The organism is Streptomyces tendae (assembly GCF_008632955.1).
GTDB lineage: Bacteria > Actinomycetota > Actinomycetes > Streptomycetales > Streptomycetaceae > Streptomyces.
In genome coordinates, this window is record NZ_CP043959.1 from 2060054 (window position 1) to 2079190 (window position 19137).

Sequence of the window (19137 nt, forward strand, 5' to 3'; positions counted from 1 at the left end):
GTCGGCGGGCCCTCCGTGGACCGGTAGGCTGGTCACATGTCCGAACCGACCGGTGCCGCCCGCAGGCGCGGGCCCTTCAAGGTCGGGGACCAGGTTCAGCTGACCGACCCCAAGGGCCGCCACTACACGTTCACGCTCGAGGCCGGGAAGAATTTCCACACCCACAAGGGTTCCTTCCCCCACGACGAACTGATCGGTGCTCCCGAGGGCAGCGTTGTCCGCACCACCGGGAACGTCGCCTACCTCGCGCTGCGCCCCCTGCTCCCCGACTACGTCCTGTCCATGCCCCGCGGGGCAGCCGTCGTCTACCCGAAGGACGCGGGGCAGATCCTCGCCTTCGCCGACATCTTCCCCGGCGCGCGCGTCGTGGAGGCCGGCGTGGGCTCCGGCTCGCTCAGCAGCTTCCTGCTGCGCGCCATCGGCGACCAGGGCATGCTGCACTCCTACGAGCGCCGCGAGGACTTCGCCGACATCGCCCGGCAGAACGTGGAGCGCTACTTCGGCGGCCCGCACCCCGCCTGGCAGCTCACCGTCGGTGACCTCCAGGACAACCTGTCCGACGCCGACGTCGACCGCGTCATCCTCGACATGCTCGCCCCCTGGGAGTGCCTGGACGCCGTCTCCAAGGCGCTGGTGCCCGGCGGCATCCTGTGCTGCTACGTCGCCACCACCACCCAGCTCGCCCGGACCGTCGAGTCCATCCGGGAGATCGGCTGCTTCAACGAGCCGACCGCCTGGGAGACGATGATCCGCAACTGGCACATCGAGGGCCTGGCCGTCCGCCCGGACCACCGGATGATCGGCCACACCGGCTTCCTGCTCACCGCCCGCCGGCTCGCCGACGGCGTCGAGCCGCCCATGCGCCGGCGCCGCCCGGCCAAGGGCGCCTACGGCGAGGACTACGCCGGCCCCAACGCCGACGGAGGCGCCGGCCGCTGACGCGGTCCGTACCCTCACCAACGCTCCGGCGCCGTGGCGCAGTTCCCGGACGTCACCGGGAACTGCGCCACGGCGCTGCCACGTTGACGTACGGTCGCGGCCGGCCCCGGAAGGCAGCGCCTCGCGGGTGCTTCGCACGGCCGGTGCGGACCCCGCCGTTCCCTCCGTCCTGTGACGTGTGGCACGATGCTGGCCACCCCCACCGGCACAGCCCTCACAGGAGACACTCCTCGTGCAGTCTTCCGCCGTACCGGAGCTCGCCCACACGCACGCCCGGCCCATCCACTGGATGGCCACCGCCACGGCCGTCGCCGGTGTCGTGGCGCTCTCCTCCGTCCTGCAGCCCGATCCCGCGACCGCCGCCGCGCCGGGCGCCCCGCACACGAAGAACGCCCCGGCGCAGGCGCTGCCGCCCGACCCGGCCGACGTCGAGTTCCCGCTCGACTGCGGCCCCGTCAAGGTGGTGGTGAAGAAGCAGGCGTCCGGCGACCTCGACGGTGACGGGCGCCCCGAGACCGTCGCGGCGGTCCACTGCGACGCCCCGATGGGCACCCCGCCCGACGGCGTGTACGTCCTCACCCAGGCGGCCGACGGCACGCGGCCGCGCGTGGTGGCCACCCTCGTCGACCCCAAGGATCGCACCAACGTCGAGGACTTCGCCGTGCGCGCCCGCGACGTCGTCGCCACGCTGCTGGGCTACTCGTCCACCGACGTGCCCCGTTGCTGCCCGGACGTCCGCGAGACCGTGAAGTGGCGCTGGGACAACGGCGCTTTCGTGCGCTCCGCGCCGGCCGACGCCCGGAGCGTGTGACCCGCACGCGGGCGCGCGCGGTGAGCGTGCGCCCGGACGTGTGAGGAGTCAGTCACCTGTGACGCGACGTACGACGGCGGTCACCCGGCGTCCGGGCCGTACACCTCGACGCTGTCCGAAACCCGGCGGACGTGGATGCACTCGCCCGGGCACTCCTTCGCGGAGTCGATGACGTCCGTGAGGAGCGGCAGCGGGACGGGCGTTGTCGCGCCCTTGTCCTGCAGCAGCTCGTCCTCGCCGCTCTTCACGTAGGCGAGACCGTCGATGTCCAGCTCGAACACCTCGGGCGCGTACTGGGCGCAGATGCCGTCGCCGGTACACAGATCCTGGTCGATCCAGACTTCCAGGTCCTCGCCCGCGACTGCGGCCTCCTGCTGCACGATCGTGTCTCCTGCCGTTTTACTGCGCCGAGCCGTACGGGAATCCGGCCAGCTCTGACGGGTGTTGAACACTTCGACCCTACCGCCGCCAGGGTTCCGATCATCTTCGGTGGGTATTCCCCTGGCGTGAGGGAGAGCGCAAGGGTGAAGATCGGACACACCCCGACCGTCTTTGTGATCTAGGGGTTTCAATCGACACCCGCCCAGGTAGGGTCTGGAAGCGTCCAGCTCCCCTTGGAGGAGGTGAGGACCGTGGCAGCCCACGACGACGACATGAACCGCGGCATCCGCCCGGGACGCGGGTCCGAGGACCCGGCCGGGCAGATCGCCTACCTTGAGCAGGAGATCGCCGTCCTGCGACGCAAGCTCGCCGACTCTCCGCGGCACACGAGAATTCTCGAAGAGCGGATCGTCGAGCTGCAGACCAATCTGGCCGGCGTGTCCGCCCAGAACGAACGACTCGCAGGCACACTCCGCGAGGCCCGCGACCAGATCGTGGCCCTCAAGGAGGAGGTCGACCGGCTCGCCCAGCCCCCGGCCGGCTTCGGTGTCTTCCTCACGGCGAACGAGGACGGCACGGCCGACATCTTCACCGGCGGCCGCAAGCTGCGGGTGAACGTCAGCCCGAGCGTCGAGCTCGAAGAGCTCCGGCGCGGCCAGGAAGTGATGCTCAACGAAGCGCTCAACGTGGTCGAGGCCATGCAATTCGAGCGCGTGGGCGAGATCGTCACCCTCAAGGAGATCCTCGAGGACGGCGAGCGCGCCCTTGTGCTGGGGCACACCGACGAGGAGCGGGTGGTGCGGCTCGCCGAGCCGCTGCTGGACGTCACCATCCGCCCCGGCGACGCCCTGCTGCTGGAGCCCCGCTCCGGTTACGTCTACGAGGTGGTCCCGAAGAGCGAGGTCGAGGAACTCGTCCTCGAGGAAGTCCCCGACATCGGCTACGAGCAGATCGGCGGTCTCGGCGGCCAGATCGAGGCCATCCGGGACGCGGTCGAGCTCCCCTACCTCTACCCGGACCTGTTCAAGGAGCACGAGCTGCGGCCGCCGAAGGGCGTCCTGTTGTACGGGCCCCCCGGATGCGGCAAGACGCTGATCGCCAAGGCCGTGGCGAACTCGCTGGCCAAGAAGGTCGCCGAAGTCACCGGTGTCGCCGCCGGCAAGAGCTTCTTCCTCAACATCAAGGGCCCCGAGCTGCTGAACAAGTACGTCGGTGAGACCGAGCGGCAGATCCGCCTGGTCTTCCAGCGTGCGCGGGAGAAGGCCAGCGAGGGCACCCCCGTCATCGTCTTCTTCGACGAGATGGAGTCCCTCTTCCGCACCCGTGGCTCCGGTGTCAGCTCGGACGTGGAGAACACCATCGTCCCGCAGCTGCTCGCCGAGATCGACGGCGTGGAGGGCCTGCAGAACGTGGTCGTGATCGGCGCCTCCAACCGTGAGGACATGATCGACCCCGCCATCCTGCGTCCCGGCCGGCTGGACGTGAAGATCAAGATCGAGCGTCCGGACGCCGAGGCGGCCAAGGACATCTTCGGCAAGTACCTCACCGAGCGCCTCCCGCTGCACGGCGACGACCTCACCGAGCACGGCGGCGACAAGGCCATGACGGTCCAGAGCATGATCCAGACCGCCGTGGAACAGATGTACGCGGAATCCGAGGAGAACCGCTTCCTGGAAGTCACCTACGCCAATGGCGACAAGGAAGTCCTGTACTTCAAGGACTTCAATTCCGGTGCCATGATCGAGAACATCGTGGGCCGCGCCAAGAAGATGGCGATCAAGGACTTCCTGGAGAAGAACCAGAAGGGCCTGCGCGTCTCCCACCTCCTCCAGGCCTGCGTGGACGAGTTCAAGGAGAACGAGGACCTGCCCAACACCACCAACCCGGACGACTGGGCCCGGATTTCCGGAAAGAAGGGCGAGCGGATTGTTTACATCCGCACCCTCATCACCGGAAAGCAGGGCGCGGACACCGGACGCTCCATCGACACGGTGGCGAACACCGGTCAGTACCTGTAAAAGCAAGGGCGGCTGCGGGTGCCCACGTCGGGTACCCGCAGCCGACTGCTTTTCGGGCCACGGCTGGAGCACAGCAATGACGCAAATGATCTCCCCACCAGGGCGAAGGCGTTCTAGGCTCGTCCGTACCGCCGAGTCGCGCAGTGCGGGGACGGGCACCGCACACGCACCGGAGCGCCAGCGGTACAGCAGCGACCCCGACCGGGGGCGCCGCCGGGCAAGGAGGGCCGCATGACCGTACGGCGAGTAATGGGCATCGAGACGGAGTACGGGATCTCCGTCCCCGGCCACCCCAACGCCAATGCCATGCTCACCTCGTCCCAGATCGTGAACGCCTACGCGGCGGCGATGCACCGGGCCCGCCGGGCCCGCTGGGACTTCGAGGAGGAGAATCCGCTGCGCGACGCGCGAGGCTTCGACCTCGCCCGGGAGACGGCCGACGCCAGCCAGCTCACCGACGAGGACATCGGTCTGGCCAACGTCATCCTGACCAACGGCGCGCGGCTCTACGTCGACCACGCCCATCCGGAGTACAGCGCCCCCGAGGTCACCAACCCGCGGGACGCGGTGCTCTGGGACAAGGCGGGCGAGCGGATCATGGCGGAGGCCGCGGAGCGGGCAGCGCAGCTTCCCGGCGCCCAGCCCATCCACCTGTACAAGAACAACACCGACAACAAGGGCGCGTCCTACGGCACGCACGAGAACTACCTGATGAAGCGGGAGACCCCCTTCTCGGACATCGTGCGCCATCTGACGCCGTTCTTCGTCTCCCGGCAGGTCTTCACCGGCGCCGGCCGCGTCGGCATCGGCCAGGACGGTCACGAGCACGGCTTCCAGATCAGCCAGCGCGCGGACTACTTCGAGGTCGAGGTGGGCCTCGAGACCACGCTGAAGCGCCCGATCATCAACACGCGCGACGAGCCGCACGCGGACGCCGAGAAGTACCGGCGGCTGCACGTGATCATCGGCGACGCCAACCTCTCCGAGATCTCGACCTACCTCAAGCTCGGCACGACCGCGCTGGTGCTGTCGATGATCGAGGACGGGTTCATCGCGGTGGACCTCGCGGTCGACCAGCCGGTGCGGACGCTGCACCAGGTGTCGCACGATCCCTCACTGAAGCACCAGGTCACGCTCCGTAGTGGCCGGACCCTGACCGCTGTGCAGCTCCAGATGGAGTACTACGAGCTGGCCCGCAAGTACGTGGAGGAACGCTTCGGGGCCGACGCGGACGAGCAGACCAGGGACGTCCTCACCCGTTGGGAGGACACGCTCACCCGGTTGGAGAACGACCCGATGAGCCTGGCCGGCGAGCTGGACTGGGTCGCCAAGCGGGAGCTCATGGAGGGCTACCGGCGCCGGGACGGCCTCGACTGGGACGCGGCCCGGCTGCACCTGGTCGACCTCCAGTACGCCGACGTGCGTCCCGACAAGGGCCTCTACAACCGTCTGGTGGCCCGGGGACGGATGAAGCGGCTGCTGGACGAGGCCGAGGTGGAGCGGGCTCGCACGGCGCCGCCTGAGGACACCCGGGCGTACTTCCGCGGGCGGTGCCTGGAGCAGTACGCGGACGACGTGGCGGCGGCCTCCTGGGACTCGGTGATCTTCGATCTGCCGGGCCGGGACTCGCTCCAGCGGGTGCCAACCCTGGAACCGCTACGCGGAACGCGTAATCACGTCAAGGCGCTCCTGGACCGCTGCCGGACGGCGGAAGACCTGGTCAGGGTGCTGTCCGGCGGCTGACCGGGGTGGGCCGCCGTCGCGCGGGTACCTGCGGGTATCCGGGACGGACCGGCCGGACAGGGTGGAAAACCGCCCGTCCGGGAATCATCGAGGTGGTCCCCGTACGTTGGAGCAACTGCGGGGGCATTGTCGGACCCGGCTTGTAGGGTCTGATCTTGACCAGCAACTGTGTCGGGCGAACCGAGCGGGGTGAGGGTGATGGCGACCAAGGACACCGGCGGCGGACAGCAGAAGGCCACGCGGTCCACCGAGGAGGTCGAGGAGCAGGCGGCGGAGACCGAGGCTTCCGAGGACCTCAAGGAGCGTCACGAGAAGCTGAGCGACGACGTGGACGACGTCCTGGACGAGATCGACGACGTGCTCGAGGCCAATGCCGAGGACTTCGTGCGGTCGTTCGTGCAGAAGGGCGGCGAGTAGCCTCACCGGCTTCGCCGGTGCCGGTTCGGCAGCCGCGCGGCAGGAGAGACACGGCGGACGGAAGAGCGCTGTTCGCGGTCGGCCCGGTGGCCGGCCGCGGGCGGCGTTCGCTCGGCTCTGAGGCGTGCGGCCCGGTCGCTCCAGAAGCTGTTGCCGGAAATGTGGATCATTGCCGTGGGGCGGGTAGGGTCCGTGGCGTAATGTGCTTCAACTGCAATTCGGCCATCGGCAAGTTGGGAGATGATCCCGACGCTGTTCGTCGGGCAGCTGCCTACCTGGAAGGAACTTCGTGGAAGCCAACACTTCTGGCACCGGGCGTCTGCCGGCTGCCTTTCTGACGCCGGGCTCCTCGTCCTTCATGGACTTCCTCTCCGATCACCAGCCGGAGCTGCTGCCCGGCAGGAGGACGTTGCCGCCCGTGCAGGGCGTGATCGAGGCGCCGCACGGCACGACCATCGTCGCCGTCACCTTCCCGGGCGGTGTGGTCCTCGCCGGTGACCGCCGGGCCACCATGGGGAACGTGATCGCGCAGCGGGACATCGAGAAGGTGTTCCCGGCCGACGAGTACTCGGCGGTCGGCATCGCCGGTACCGCCGGTCTGGCCGTCGAGATGGTCAAGCTGTTCCAGCTGGAGCTCGAGCACTTCGAGAAGGTCGAGGGCGCGCAGCTGTCGCTGGAGGGCAAGGCGAACCGGCTGTCGACGATGATCCGCTCGAACCTGGGCATGGCCATGCAGGGGCTGGCCGTGGTCCCGCTGTTCGCCGGGTACGACGTGGACCGGGAGAAGGGACGGATCTTCTCCTACGACGTCACGGGCGGGCGGTCCGAGGAGCACGGGTACGCCGCGACCGGCAGCGGATCCATCTTCGCGCGCGGTGCGATGAAGAAGCTGTTCCGGGACGACCTGAGCGAGGCCGAGGCCACCACGCTGGTGGTCCAGGCGCTGTACGACGCGGCAGACGACGACTCGGCGACCGGCGGTCCCGATGTCGCCCGCCGGATCTATCCGATCGTCACCGTGATCACCGAGGGCGGTTACCGCCGGCTCACCGAGGACGAGGCGTCCGACGTCGCCCGGTCCGTGCTGGAGCGGCGGCTGGAGCAGCCGGACGGGCCGCGGGCCTCGCTGCTGTAGTTCAGGGTGATCCAGTGACTTCTACAGAAAGGGACGGGTAACCGGTGTCGACGCCGTTCTATGTCTCACCTCAGCAGGCGATGGCCGACCGGGCGGAGTACGCCCGTAAGGGCATTGCCCGTGGCCGCAGCCTGGTCGTGCTGCAGTACGCCGACGGGATCGTGTTCGTCGGTGAGAACCCGTCCCGTGCGCTGCACAAGTTCAGCGAGATCTACGACCGGATCGGGTTCGCCGCGGCGGGCAAGTACAACGAGTACGAGAATCTGCGGATCGGTGGTGTGCGGTACGCGGATCTGCGCGGTTACACCTACGACCGTGACGATGTGACCGCCCGGGGTCTGGCGAACGTGTACGCCCAGACGCTGGGCACGATCTTCTCCAGCGTGGGGGAGAAGCCGTACGAGGTGGAGCTGGTGGTGGCCGAGGTCGGGGAGACCGCGGAGGGCGACCAGATCTACCGGCTGCCGCACGACGGGTCGATCGTCGACGAGCACGGCTCGGTGGCGGTGGGGGGCAACGCGGAGCAGATCAGCGGGTACCTCGACCAGCGGCACCGGGACGGGATGACGCTGGCGGAGGCGCTGAGGCTGGCGGTGCAGTCGCTGTCCCGGGACACCAACGGCAGTGAGCGGGAGATTCCCGCGGAGCGGCTGGAGGTGGCGGTGCTGGACCGGACGCGGCCGCAGAAGCGGAAGTTCAAGCGGATCGAGGGGCGGCAGTTGGTGCGGCTGCTGGAGGCGGGCGGCGGCGCGGAGACGCCTCCGTCGGCGGAGTCCGGCGGGGACGTGGAGTAGTCCTCCGCACATGTTGAAGCGCGGGGCGGCGCGGTGGGGTGAGGTGCGGCGCGGTGGGGGTTGAGGTCTGATGCCTGCGGCGCAGGGTTGCGGGCCGTGGGGGCTGGTGTAGCGCCCACGATGGGTGTGGTGGTGCGGGGCGGGGTGGGGGCGGTCGTCCTCGGTCTGGCGCGACGGAGCCCGCTGGGTGGTGAACGGCGCGGACGCGCCAGCCGCTGCGGGCGACCGCCCCCACCCCGCCCCCTCCCCGCCGTGGCGACCACACCGACACCGTGGCGACCACACCGACAGCCTGGCGACCATCGCCCTCCGCCGCTCGCAGCGCGACTGCCGCCCAGTGCGGGTAGTCGTGCCGGCCCACTGCGCTCAGTCGTGCCGCCTGGGGCGGCACGGGTGGGCGCGGCGGCACCTCGTGAGCGCCGGGCTGCGCGAACACCCCCCGGCCCGCATCCGCGCCGGTGCGTTTCGGGCGTCGGGGTGCGGGAGCACGCCCCGCGCACCCGCGCCCGTACGTTTCAGGGCGCCGGGGTGTGAAAGCCGTACCGCGGGTGGGCTAAGGGACCCGGGTGGTGGAGCCCCGGACCTCCAGGTGGACCGGGATGTCCCCCGAGGGAGGGTTCTCGCCGTTCAGGACGGCCAGCAGCGCCTGCATGCCCCGTTCGCCGAAGAGTTCGGCGTCCAGGCGGACAGTCGTCAGTTCCGGGTCGATCGCCGTGGCGAGCGCCAGGTCGTCCATTCCGGTGACGGAAAGATCCGCCGGGACGCGCAGTCCCAGACGCCGGGCGGCCTTGTAGACGCCCGCCGCCAGCTGGTCGTCGTCGCAGACGACCGCCGTCACCCGGTCCCCGGAGGTCAGCGCGGCCTCCGCGGCCGGCTCCGCCCCCTTGATGGTGATCGGCGAGCGTGCCGTGCGCAGAGACGTGCCCGGCACGCGGCCGAGCCGCGCCTGAAGCTCCCGTGCGCGGACCTCGAAGGTCCAGGACGGGACCTCCGCCGCCAGGTGCAGGAAGCGGCGGTGGCCCAGGCCGAGGAGATGGTCCGTGACCTGACGGACCCCGTCGGCGATGTCCAGGTTCACCGTCGCCCCGCCCGCCGCCGGATCGCTGTCCAGCATGACCAGGGGCAGCTGGTCGCCCCGGATCGCGGTCAGGGCCTCCGCGGCCATGGAGGAGGCGATGACGCCGTCCAGCGCCGCCTGGGCGGACGCGAACGGGTCACGGGCCGGACCGATGCCCTCGGGGGAGGGGTAGAGCACCACGCCGAAGCCGTGGCGGGAGGCGACGCGCGCCGCGCCGGTGTAGACGCCCGCGAAGAACTCCGTGGTCAGGGCGGGGACGACCAGAAGCACCGTGCGCGTACGGCCCAGCCGCAGATTGCGGGCCGCGAGGTTGGGGCGGTAGCCGAGCGTGCGGGCGGCCTCGCGGACGCGTTCAGCCGTGGTCTCGGAGACCCGGCCGCGCCACTTGTCGCCCAGGACCAGCGAGACCGCGGCCTGGGAGACGCCTGCGGCCCGGGCGACGTCCCGGCTCGTGGGGCGGACGCTGACTCTGGGCACCGTCGCTCCTTCGTCTGGACTGGTGAACAGCGGTCATGGTACGTATGGAGGGCTTAGTTATACGTAAAACTTCCCTGGGAGGAGCCGGCATGGCGACGGGATACCTGGAGATCCTCCGGGCACGGCACGCCACCCGGCTGCTCGTGGGCACGCTCGTGGGGCGACTGCCGAACGCGACCGCCGCCATCGCCGTCGTGCTGTTCGTGCGCGCGGAGGGCGGGACGTACAGCCTGGCCGGCGCGCTCGCCGCCGTGTACGGCGTGGCCAACGCCGTGGGGCAGCCGGTGCTCGGGCGGCTGGTCGACCTGAAGGGGCAGCCCCGGGTGCAGTTGCCGGCCGCGCTGCTGTCCGCGGCGGCCATGGCCGTGTTCGCCTTCGCGGGGACCGGGTCGCTGGTCGTGGCCTACGGCGCCGTCGCCCTGGCGGGGCTGTTCACTCCGCCGCTGGAGGGCGGGCTGCGGGCCCTGTGGTCCACCGTGCTCCCCAAGGAGGAGCACGTGCACCGGGCGTACGCGATGGACGCCGTGGCCCAGGAGGTGATGTTCACCGTCGGGCCGCTGCTCGTGACGGTGTGCACCTCCCTGTGGTCGGCCCAGGCCGCGCTGCTGGTCCTCAACGCCATCGGTGTGCTGGGGGCTCTCTCCGTCGTCGTCTCGCCGCCCTCGCGGGCCTGGCGGTCGGCGCCGCGTGAGGCGCACTGGCTGGGCGCACTGCGCTCGCCGGGGCTGCTGGCGCTGCTGGGTGCCTTCCTGGCCGTGGGCATGGCCCTGGGGTCCATCACCGTGGCCGCCGTGACCTACGCGGACGAGAACGGCGGGGACGCCGTGTACGGCTGGCTGATGGCGGCGATCGGTCTGGGTGCCCTGATCGGCGGCATGGCCTACGGGGCGCGGCAGTGGGCCGGGGAGCCCGCCCGGCGGCTCCAGGTGATCGTGGCGTTGCTGGCCCTGTGCTACCTGCCGCTGATGCTGACGCCCGGCCCGGTGGCCATGACGTTGCTGACGGTGGTCGCCGGTCTGTTCCTGGCCCCGGCGATCGCCTGCGCCTTCGTGCTGGTGGACCGGCACGCCCCGCGCGGCACGGTCACCGAGGCGTTCTCCTGGCTGGTGACCACGTTCACCGTCGGCGCGTCGCTCGGGACCGGTGTGACCGGCCCGGTGGTCGAGGCGGGCGGCCCTCTGTGGGGCTTCGCCGTACCGGGTGCGGCGGGCGGCGTGTCGCTGCTGGTTTTGATCGCCACAGGACGGGTATTGGCAGTTCCGGCCAAGACGGCGGTGATCGCGGCCGGTTCGGAAAATGATCCGAACCGTGCCCCCGAACCTCGTTTCAGTTCGGGGGATCGGGCGTAATGTTCCCTCATGGACCGCCGCATTTTCGGGCTGGAGAACGAGTACGGCGTCACGTGCACGTTCAGGGGACAGCGCCGCCTGTCGCCTGACGAGGTGGCGCGGTACCTCTTCCGCCGTGTCGTGTCATGGGGCCGAAGCAGCAATGTCTTTCTGCGGAACGGCGCCCGCCTCTATCTCGACGTGGGGTCACATCCGGAATACGCAACGCCGGAATGTGACAACGTGACCGAACTGGTCACCCACGACAAGGCCGGCGAGCGCATTCTCGAAGGACTCCTGGTGGACGCCGAACGACGCCTGCACGAGGAGGGAATCGCGGGCGACGTCTACCTCTTCAAGAACAACACCGACTCGGCCGGCAACTCCTACGGGTGTCACGAGAACTATCTCGTCGCCCGGCACGGGGAGTTCTCCCGGCTCGCGGACATCCTCATCCCGTTCCTGGTGACGAGGCAGCTGCTGTGCGGGGCAGGCAAGGTGCTGCAGACGCCGCGCGGCGCCGTGTACTGCGTCAGCCAGCGCGCCGAGCACATCTGGGAGGGCGTCTCCTCGGCGACGACCCGCTCCCGTCCGATCATCAACACCCGCGACGAACCGCACGCGGACGCCGAGCGTTACCGCCGGCTCCACGTCATCGTCGGCGACTCGAACATGTCCGAGACGACCATGCTGCTCAAGGTCGGCGCCACCGACCTGGTGCTGCGCATGATCGAGGCCGGCACCGTCATGCGTGACCTGACCCTGGAGAACCCGATCCGGGCGATCCGCGAGGTCAGCCACGACATCACCGGCCGCCGCAAGGTGCGCCTGGCCAGCGGCCGCGAGGCCTCCGCCCTGGAGGTGCAGCGGGAGTACTACGAGAAGGCGGTGGACTTCTGCGAGCGCCGCGGCATCCGCACCGGCACCGTCGACCAGGTGCTGGAGCTGTGGGGCCGCACGCTGGACGCGATCGAGGCCGAGGACCTCGACCGCATCGGCACCGAGATCGACTGGGTCATGAAGTACAAGCTGCTCGAGCGCTACCGCGCCAAGCACAACATGACCATGTCGCACCCGCGGGTCGCGCAGATAGACCTCGCCTACCACGACATCCACCGCCGTCGTGGCCTGTACTACCTGCTCGAGAAGAAGGGACAAGCCGCCCGGATCTGCAACGACCTGAAGATCTTCGAGGGCAAGTCCGTCCCGCCGCAGACCACTCGGGCCCGGCTGCGGGGCGACTTCATCCGGCGCGCCCAGGAGCAGCGCCGTGACTTCACCGTCGACTGGGTGCACCTCAAGCTCAACGACCAGGCGCAGCGCACCGTGTTGTGCAAGGACCCGTTCCGTTCGGTCGACGAGCGGGTGGAGAAGCTGATCGCCGGCATGTGAGAAGCACGTCTCCGCAGGAGTCACCGAAACTCCCGGAACGTCACACGGGCGCCGTACGTTACACGTGCGGCGCCCTTCTCACGCCGTAGAGTTGCGCGCACGCCATCCACAAGATCGATGATTACGAGGCCCCCACCGTGCGCCGACGCTCACTCCTCATCGCCGTTCCCGCCGGGCTCGCCACCCTCGCCGCGTGCGGCGACGACAAGTCCGACTCCGGCAAGGCTAGCGAGACCGCCTCGCCCTCGGAGCCCGAGACGTCGGCGGCCCCCTCGCCGAAGATCGTCGACGGTCCGCTGCCGGCGATCACGGCCGGGACGAAGTTCGGTGAGAAGCCGACCGTCGCGAAGGGCAGCGGCGAGCCCTCCAAGGACCTCGCGGTCAAGACGGTCATCGCGGGCGGCGGCAGGACGATCGCGGAGAACGACTTCATCGTCGCCGACTACCTGGGCCAGGTGTGGAGCACCGCGAAGGTGTTCGACAACTCCTACGACCGCGGGACCCCGCTGGCCATCCAGCTCGCCCAGGGCACGATCATCGACGGCTGGCGTTACGCGCTCGTCGGCAAGAAGACCGGCAGCCGCGTCCAGACGGCCATCCCGCCGACCTGGGGCTACGGCGAGCAGGGCAACGCGCAGGCGGGCATCAAGGGCACCGACACGCTGGTGTTCGTGATCGACGTGCGGGACACGTTCAACGCCAAGAGCTCCGCCAAGGGCACCGACGTCGCCCAGGACAACATCGACCTGCCCAAGGTCGGCACCAACACCGACGGCAAGGCACCCTCCATCGAGGTGCCCGACAGCGACCCGCCGAAGAAGCTCGTGGCGAACTACGTCATCGAGGGCGACGGCGAGAAGGTCGGCGCGGAGGACAGCGTCCTGGTGCAGTACAAGGGCGTGCTGTGGGACGGCGGCAAGGAGTTCGACTCCACGTACGGCCGGGGCCAGCTGACGTCGTTCTCGCTGCAGCAGGTCGTCAAGGGCTGGGCGCAGGGCCTGACCGGCAAGAAGGTCGGCAGCCGCGTCCTGATCGTCATCCCGCCGGAGCTGGGCTACGGCGACAACCCGCCGCAGGGCAGCGAGATCAAGAAGGACTCCACGCTGGTCTTCTCCGTGGACATCCTCGCGAAGCTGTGAGCCCCGCCGGGATGCAAGACTGTGCGTGTTCGCCTTTCCGCAGACAAGCAGGAGCGTAAGACGTGAGCATCGACAAGCCCGAGATCGACTTCCCGGGCGGCGAGCCCCCGGCGGACCTCGAGATCAAGGACATCTGGGAGGGCGACGGCGAGGTGGCGAAGGCCGGCCAGACCGTCACCGTCCACTACGTGGGCGTCGCTTTCAGCACCGGCGAGGAGTTCGACGCCAGCTGGAACCGTGGCACCCCCTTCCGCTTCCCGCTGGGCGGCGGCCGGGTCATCAAGGGCTGGGACCAGGGCGTGCAGGGCATGAAGGTCGGCGGCCGCCGCCAGCTGACCATCCCCGCCCACCTCGCCTACGGCAACCAGAGCCCCACCCCGGCGATCCAGCCCGGTGAGACCCTGATCTTCGTGGTCGACCTGCTCGGCGTCTGATCCGACCGGAGTCGATCGCCGAGGGCCCATGCCTGTCCGGGCATGGGCCCTCGGCTTTTACCGCGCCACTCCGGGGCGGTACGGTCATCGGTCGTAAGCACCATAGGGAGGCGAAGCGCGTCGATGGCCATTGCCAAGGCCGAGCGGCTGATGAATCTGGCGCTGTGTCTGCTCGGGACCCGCCGGCCGCTCAGCAAGCGCGAGCTGCGCGAGTCCATCGAGGCATACCTCGAAGCGGGCTCCGACGACTCCTTCAACCGGATGTTCGAGCGCGACAAGGACGACCTGCGCGAACTCGGACTGGTCATCGAGACCGTCGAGAACCTCGAGGGCGAGACGGGCTACCTCGCCCGCCGGGACAGCAACCGGCTGCCGGCCATCACCCTGGACGCCGAGGAGGCCGCCGCCCTCGGGCTCGCCGCGAAGGTGTGGCAGCAGGCCCGGCTCGCCGGGGCGGCCAGCGGCGCCCTGCAGAAGCTGCGCGCGGCCGGACTCCCCGAGGACGTCGACCCGTACGGCGCGCACGGCGCGCTGGAGCCGCGCATCCCGGTGCACGAGGCCGCGTTCGAGCCGCTGATGCTCGCCTGCCGGGACCGCCGGCCGGTGATCTTCGACTACCGCAAGGCCAACGCCGCCCAGCCCGAGCAGCGGCACGTCGAGCCGTGGGCGCTGGAGTGCTGGCGCGGCCACTGGTACCTGGCCGGCTGGGACCGCGACCGCGGGGCCGAGCGGGTCTTCCGGCTCTCCCGGATCACCGGCAAGGTGCGCTCGCGCGCCGGCCGGTTCACCGTCCCGGTGCCGGACGTCGTCACCGTGCGGGAGACCGTGGCGAGCTGGGCGGGGGAGACCGCCGACCGCTCGGCGCGCATCCGGCTGCGTTCCGACGCCGGCTTCCCGCTCCGGGCCAAGGCCACCTCGGTCCGGGAACTCGGGAACGGCTGGGACGAGTTGGAGATTCCGTACGGGCACGGCCTGGACGCCTGGCTGGTGGAGTTCGGGCCCGACGTGGTGGTTGTGGAGCCCGCCGAGCTGCGGGCCGACGTGGTGGACCGGCTGCGTGCCGTGGCCAAGGGCTGAGGGGGAGCGGACAAGAACGTGGCAGGCAAACCGGTCAGGCCCGTGAACGCCATCGACCAGACCCGGCGGATGCTCTCCCTGGTGACGTATCTGCGCGAGCGCCCCGGCGCCCGCATCGAGGACGTGGCGCGTGCCTTCGGCATCACCGAGGACGAGCTGGTCTCCGACCTCGACGTGCTGCCCATGTGCGGCACCAGCTTCCGCGGCGGCGACCTGCTGGACATCGACACCGACGGCGAGCGCATCTGGTGGCACAACCCGGCCGCCCTGGGCGCCGACGCGGCCGAGCCGCTGCGCCTGGCCGCCGACGAGGCGACCGCGCTGCTCGTCGCCGCCCGCGCCGTGGCCACCCTGCCGGGGCTGCGTGAGAGCGACCGGCAGGCGCTGCTGCGGGCCACCGCCAAGGTGGAGACCGCGGCCGGCGAGGCGGCGGGCGCCAGCTCCCGGCTGTCGGTGACCTTCGAGTCGGAGGGCGGTGTCTTCGCGGACGTCGACCGGGCGATCGCCGAGCGCCGCCGACTGTGGATCCGCTACTACTCGCCGGCCCGCGACGAGGTCACCGAGCGGGAGATCGACCCCATCCGCCTGGTCAGCGTCGGCCACACCTACGTCGAGGCGTGGTGCCGCCGCTCCGAGGCGCGCCGCACCTTCCGGCTCGACCGGGTCGCCGAGATCAAGATCCTCGACGAGCCGTCCGCGCCGCCCGAGGTGGAGCTGCGCGACCTGTCCGAGGGACTGGTGCAGCCCGCGGCCGAGGACCCGGAGGTGGTGGTCGAGGTCGGGCCGGGCGGCCGTTGGGTCGCCGAGTACTACCCGCACGACAGCGCCGATGAGCTTCCCGACGGCGGGCTCCGTATCACCCTGCGCACCCCCGACCCCGCGTCGCTCAGACGGCTGGCCCTGCGGCTCGGCCGGGACGGCCGCATCGTGGCACCGCAGGAGCTGGCCGAGAGCGCCCGCCGGGCGGCCCGTGAGGCGCTGGCGGCGTACGACGGGGTCGAGGCGGCCGGATGACCGGGCAGGACGACAGGCAGGAGCGAGTGCTTTGAGCGAGTCGGCGACCACAGGGGCACGGGGCATGACGGCGGCGTCCGCGTTCGCCGGGATGAGGAGCGTGGCCCCGGTGATGTTCCGGGCGGGCTGCCCGGACTGCCGGGGACGCTTCGAACTCGCCGCGAGCGCGCTGCGGCTGGCGATCGGCGCCAGCAGCCGCACCACGTTCTACTCCTTCACCTGCCCCGAGTGCGGCGCGGCCGTCCGCAAGCCGGCGGGGGAGCGGATCGTGGAGCTGCTGACCGGCGGCGGGGTGCGTACCCTGCGGCTGCACTCGACCGTCTAGGCTCGTCGTCATGTTCTGGCCGATGTTCGCCGTCGCCCTGGGATTCCTGGGACTGTCGGTGCTCGCAGTGCTCGCCGTCCGGGTCTTCGTCGAGGCGGAGCGCCTCGGCAGGCAGGTCGCGGACTCGGCCCGGCGTATCGGCCGCGCGGCTGAGGACCTGGAGCGCGCCGCCGCGAGTACGGCCCGGTCCGCCGAGGCCCTGTGACGTCGACCGGCACACCCGCCGTCCGGCCGGGACGCCGTCGCCGCCCTGTCACCGTCCGGGCCCCGGCAGGTACGCTGCTGATCGCGGCCCGGATAACGAGGCCCGGGCCGCGGACGGGAGTACGCACAGGGATTGCCGGACGTTTACCTCTGGGCGTTACGATCGCTGTCTGCACCGTCCTTCGGACGCATGTCCGACCGGTCGGACAGCCACCCACCCACCCGCCTCGGTGAGAAGGTAAAGACTTATGGGACGGCTCGGACCTACCGAGATCATTCTGATCCTCGTCGTCATCATCCTGCTGTTCGGTGCGAAGAAGCTTCCCGACATGGCGCGGTCGCTCGGCAAGTCCGCCCGCATCCTGAAGAGCGAGGCGAAGGCGATGAAGGAGGACAACAAGTCCTCCGCTCCGGCCGACCCGCCGGCCACCGGCGAGCAGCCCCCGGCGCAGCGCACCATCCAGGCCGCCCCCGGCGACGTGACCAGCTCCCGCCCGGTCACGGAGCCGACGGACACGACCAAGCGCTGACGCAGGGCCGGTGACCTCCGGCCCGCTGCACGAGATGGGAACGTGGGTTGCTCAAGTCTGCCCGCCAACAGGAGAGGGACCCCGAGGGGCGGATGCCGCTCGTGGATCACCTGCGCGAGCTGCGCAACCGCCTGGCCAAGGCCGTGCTCGCGATCGTCGTGGTGTCGATCGTCGCCGCGTTCTACAGCGAGCAGCTCATGCAGTTCCTCGCGGAGCCGGTGCCGAAGTGCGACAGCCTGACGAACAGTGACGGCGGCAACTGCGCCATCGTGTCGTTCAACACGCTGACGTCGCCGTTCACCACGACGATCAAGGTGAGCCTGATGGCCGGCCTGGTCGTCTCCAGTCCGGTGTGGCTCTACCAGCTGTGGGCCTTCGTCGCGCCCGGACTCCACAAGCACGAGAAGAAGTACACCTACGTCTTCGTCTCGGCCGCCGTGCCGCTGTTCGCCGGCGGCGCCCTGCTGTCGTACGTGATCCTTCCCGTCAGCATCAAGGTGCTGCTGAGCCTCACGCCCGGGGGATCGGCGAACATCCTGTCGCTCGACGAGGTGCTCGACTTCACCATCCGCATGGTGCTGGTCTTCGGGCTGGCCTTCGAGCTCCCGCTGCTGCTGGTCATGCTGAACATGGTCGGCATCGTCTCCGGCCGCCGGATGCTCGGCTGGTGGCGTGGTGTCGTCATGGGTGTCTTCGTCTTCGGCGCGGTCGCGACGCCCACCACCGACCCGGTGGGCATGCTCGCGCTGTCCGTGCCGATCATCGTCCTGTTCTTCTTCGCCGTGGGCTTCTCCCTGCTGAACGACAGACGGCGGGCCCGCCGGGAGTCCGAGGGACTCGCCGACGACGAGGCCTCCGAGCTGGACCTGACCCCGGAGGACGTCGAACCGGCGGAACCGGTCAAGGCGCTGCCCGAGCAGACGACCAGGGACCGGGTCAACGGTTATGACGACGTGACCTGAGGACGGCCCGGGAACTCGTAGGGTCGCTCCCGTGACCAGCGAGATCACCCTCTTCGTGAACCCCACCGCGGGCGGCGGCCGGGGCGCCCGCGCGGCGCGTCCGGCCGCCGCCGCGTTGCGGGACGCCGGCTTCCAGGTCCGCACCGTGACCGGCGACGACCCCACGGACGCGCTGTCCCGGGCGCGTGCCGCCGTGGAGGAGGGGACCGGAGCCCTGATCGCCGTCGGCGGCGACGGCATGGCCAACCTCGCCCTGCAGGCCGTCGTCGGCACCGGTACCCCGTTCGGCCTGGTGGCCGCGGGGACCGGCAACGACTTCGCCCGCGCGCTCGGCATGCCGCTGCGGGAACCGGCCGCGGCCGGCCGGATGATCGCCGACGCCCTCAAGAGCGGCCGGGTCCGCGACATCGACCTGGGCCGGATCGGTGACCGGTGGTTCGGTGCCGTGCTCGCCTCCGGTTTCGACTCCCGGGTCAACGACCGCGGCAACCGGATGCGCGCGCCGCTCGGACGCTTCAAGTACGACGTGGCGATGGTCGCCGAGCTGGCCGCCTTCCGGCCGCTGCCGTACCGGATCACCCTGGACGGGGGCGAGGTCCGTGAGGTGGAGGCGACGCTGGTGGCGGTCGGGAACGGGCCCTCGTACGGCGGCGGCATGCGGATCTGCCCCGGGGCGGACCTCACCGACGGGCTGTTCGACATCACGGTGGTGGGCGAGTGCAGCCGGGCCACGCTGCTGCGGGTGTTCCCGCGGGTCTACCGGGGGACGCACGTCGACCATCCGGTGGTGACGGTGCTGCGGGCCGCGCGTGTGGAACTGGTCGCCGAGGACGTCACCGGCTACGCGGACGGGGAACTGGTGGGAGCACTGCCACTGACCGCGCACTGCGTGCCGGGGGCGGTCCGCGTGGTCGGTCCGTAGGGGCGTTCCCCGGCGTT

The 19137-nt window shown here is 70.4% G+C and carries 20 protein-coding genes and 1 pseudogene; 19 read left to right on the top strand and 2 right to left on the bottom strand.

Annotated features, from left to right (window positions below):
- The first annotated feature begins 36 nt into the window (after positions 1-36).
- Entirely contained in the window at positions 37-939 is a 903-nt protein-coding gene (locus tag F3L20_RS09595; protein ID WP_024885183.1) for a tRNA (adenine-N1)-methyltransferase, read from the top strand.
- 232 nt (positions 940-1171) lie between these two features.
- Positions 1172-1750 (top strand): hypothetical protein, encoded by a 579-nt coding sequence (locus F3L20_RS09600; RefSeq protein ID WP_150153833.1) that lies wholly within the window; start codon positions 1172-1174, stop codon positions 1748-1750.
- Positions 1751-1830: 80 nt separating this feature from the next.
- Here the strand turns inward: F3L20_RS09600 and F3L20_RS09605 are convergent, their stop codons facing one another.
- Positions 1831-2130 (bottom strand): ferredoxin, encoded by a 300-nt coding sequence (locus tag F3L20_RS09605; RefSeq protein ID WP_145828159.1) that lies wholly within the window; start codon positions 2128-2130, stop codon positions 1831-1833.
- A 252-nt stretch (positions 2131-2382) separates the two neighbouring features.
- Here F3L20_RS09605 and arc point away from each other — a divergent pair, with 252 nt between their 5' ends.
- The 6 genes and pseudogenes from arc to prcA all read left to right on the top strand — a co-directional run bounded on the left by arc (position 2383) and on the right by prcA (position 8238).
- Positions 2383-4149 (top strand): proteasome ATPase, encoded by a 1767-nt coding sequence (gene arc / locus F3L20_RS09615; protein WP_150153835.1) that lies wholly within the window; start codon positions 2383-2385, stop codon positions 4147-4149.
- A 231-nt stretch (positions 4150-4380) separates the two neighbouring features.
- A complete protein-coding gene (gene dop / locus F3L20_RS09620; RefSeq protein WP_167534497.1) occupies positions 4381-5892 on the top strand; it encodes a depupylase/deamidase Dop in 1512 nt (503 codons plus the stop codon).
- Positions 5893-6090: 198 nt separating this feature from the next.
- Complete coding sequence (locus F3L20_RS09625) at positions 6091-6309, top strand: ubiquitin-like protein Pup (protein WP_024885178.1); 219 nt, start codon at positions 6091-6093, stop codon at positions 6307-6309.
- A 143-nt stretch (positions 6310-6452) separates the two neighbouring features.
- Positions 6453-6647: pseudogene (locus F3L20_RS09630) on the top strand (endonuclease domain-containing protein); the annotation flags it as partial.
- Positions 6599-7444 (top strand): proteasome subunit beta, encoded by an 846-nt coding sequence (prcB, locus tag F3L20_RS09635; protein WP_150153837.1) that lies wholly within the window; start codon positions 6599-6601, stop codon positions 7442-7444. The pseudogene F3L20_RS09630 and the gene prcB, both read left to right, overlap by 49 nt.
- Positions 7445-7488: 44 nt before the next feature.
- The gene (prcA, locus tag F3L20_RS09640) at positions 7489-8238 is read left to right on the top strand and encodes a proteasome subunit alpha (RefSeq protein WP_150153839.1); all 750 of its coding nucleotides are present in this window, start codon (positions 7489-7491) and stop codon (positions 8236-8238) included.
- 553 nt (positions 8239-8791) lie between these two features.
- Here the strand turns inward: prcA and F3L20_RS09645 are convergent.
- Positions 8792-9793: a LacI family DNA-binding transcriptional regulator gene (locus tag F3L20_RS09645; RefSeq protein WP_150153841.1), complete on the bottom strand. Its 1002-nt coding sequence runs from the start codon at positions 9791-9793 to the stop codon at positions 8792-8794.
- A gap of 89 nt (positions 9794-9882) precedes the next feature.
- Between F3L20_RS09645 and F3L20_RS09650 the strand changes: the two genes are divergently transcribed.
- The 11 genes from F3L20_RS09650 to F3L20_RS09700 all read left to right on the top strand — a co-directional run bounded on the left by F3L20_RS09650 (position 9883) and on the right by F3L20_RS09700 (position 19120).
- Complete coding sequence (locus tag F3L20_RS09650) at positions 9883-11142, top strand: MFS transporter (RefSeq protein WP_150153843.1); 1260 nt, start codon at positions 9883-9885, stop codon at positions 11140-11142.
- A 9-nt stretch (positions 11143-11151) separates the two neighbouring features.
- Positions 11152-12513: a Pup--protein ligase gene (gene pafA, locus F3L20_RS09655; RefSeq protein WP_024885172.1), complete on the top strand. Its 1362-nt coding sequence runs from the start codon at positions 11152-11154 to the stop codon at positions 12511-12513.
- A 137-nt stretch (positions 12514-12650) separates the two neighbouring features.
- Positions 12651-13652, top strand: coding sequence for an FKBP-type peptidyl-prolyl cis-trans isomerase (locus F3L20_RS09660; protein ID WP_150153845.1), 1002 nt, complete (start codon positions 12651-12653; stop codon positions 13650-13652).
- Positions 13653-13714: 62 nt separating this feature from the next.
- Complete coding sequence (locus F3L20_RS09665) at positions 13715-14086, top strand: FKBP-type peptidyl-prolyl cis-trans isomerase (RefSeq protein ID WP_024885170.1); 372 nt, start codon at positions 13715-13717, stop codon at positions 14084-14086.
- A 123-nt stretch (positions 14087-14209) separates the two neighbouring features.
- Positions 14210-15163, top strand: a complete 954-nt coding sequence (locus tag F3L20_RS09670) for a helix-turn-helix transcriptional regulator (RefSeq protein WP_150153847.1) — start codon at positions 14210-14212, stop codon at positions 15161-15163.
- Between the two features lie 18 nt (positions 15164-15181).
- Positions 15182-16177, top strand: a complete 996-nt coding sequence (locus F3L20_RS09675) for a helix-turn-helix transcriptional regulator (RefSeq protein ID WP_150153849.1) — start codon at positions 15182-15184, stop codon at positions 16175-16177.
- 31 nt (positions 16178-16208) lie between these two features.
- Complete coding sequence (locus F3L20_RS09680; RefSeq protein ID WP_150153851.1) at positions 16209-16502, top strand: hypothetical protein; 294 nt, start codon at positions 16209-16211, stop codon at positions 16500-16502.
- 10 nt (positions 16503-16512) lie between these two features.
- Positions 16513-16707: a hypothetical protein gene (locus F3L20_RS09685; protein ID WP_145828011.1), complete on the top strand. Its 195-nt coding sequence runs from the start codon at positions 16513-16515 to the stop codon at positions 16705-16707.
- 247 nt (positions 16708-16954) lie between these two features.
- Positions 16955-17236, top strand: coding sequence for a Sec-independent protein translocase subunit TatA (gene tatA / locus F3L20_RS09690; RefSeq protein WP_024885165.1), 282 nt, complete (start codon positions 16955-16957; stop codon positions 17234-17236).
- A 92-nt stretch (positions 17237-17328) separates the two neighbouring features.
- Entirely contained in the window at positions 17329-18198 is an 870-nt protein-coding gene (tatC, locus tag F3L20_RS09695; protein WP_150153853.1) for a twin-arginine translocase subunit TatC, read from the top strand.
- 31 nt (positions 18199-18229) lie between these two features.
- Complete coding sequence (locus tag F3L20_RS09700; RefSeq protein WP_150153855.1) at positions 18230-19120, top strand: diacylglycerol kinase; 891 nt, start codon at positions 18230-18232, stop codon at positions 19118-19120.
- Positions 19121-19137: the final 17 nt, after the last annotated feature.

Bases quoted from the DNA above. Each gene is read 5' to 3' on its own strand.
- F3L20_RS09595 (WP_024885183.1), top strand. From the start codon at position 37: ATGTCCGAACCGACCGGTGCCGCCCGCAGGCGCGGGCCCTTCAAGGTC.
- dop (WP_167534497.1), top strand. From the start codon at position 4,381: ATGACCGTACGGCGAGTAATGGGCATCGAGACGGAGTACGGGATCTCC.
- F3L20_RS09625 (WP_024885178.1), top strand. From the start codon at position 6,091: ATGGCGACCAAGGACACCGGCGGCGGACAGCAGAAGGCCACGCGGTCC.
- F3L20_RS09650 (WP_150153843.1), top strand. From the start codon at position 9,883: ATGGCGACGGGATACCTGGAGATCCTCCGGGCACGGCACGCCACCCGG.
- pafA (WP_024885172.1), top strand. From the start codon at position 11,152: ATGGACCGCCGCATTTTCGGGCTGGAGAACGAGTACGGCGTCACGTGC.
- F3L20_RS09670 (WP_150153847.1), top strand. From the start codon at position 14,210: ATGGCCATTGCCAAGGCCGAGCGGCTGATGAATCTGGCGCTGTGTCTG.
- F3L20_RS09685 (WP_145828011.1), top strand. From the start codon at position 16,513: ATGTTCTGGCCGATGTTCGCCGTCGCCCTGGGATTCCTGGGACTGTCG.
- tatA (WP_024885165.1), top strand. From the start codon at position 16,955: ATGGGACGGCTCGGACCTACCGAGATCATTCTGATCCTCGTCGTCATC.
- tatC (WP_150153853.1), top strand. From the start codon at position 17,329: ATGCCGCTCGTGGATCACCTGCGCGAGCTGCGCAACCGCCTGGCCAAG.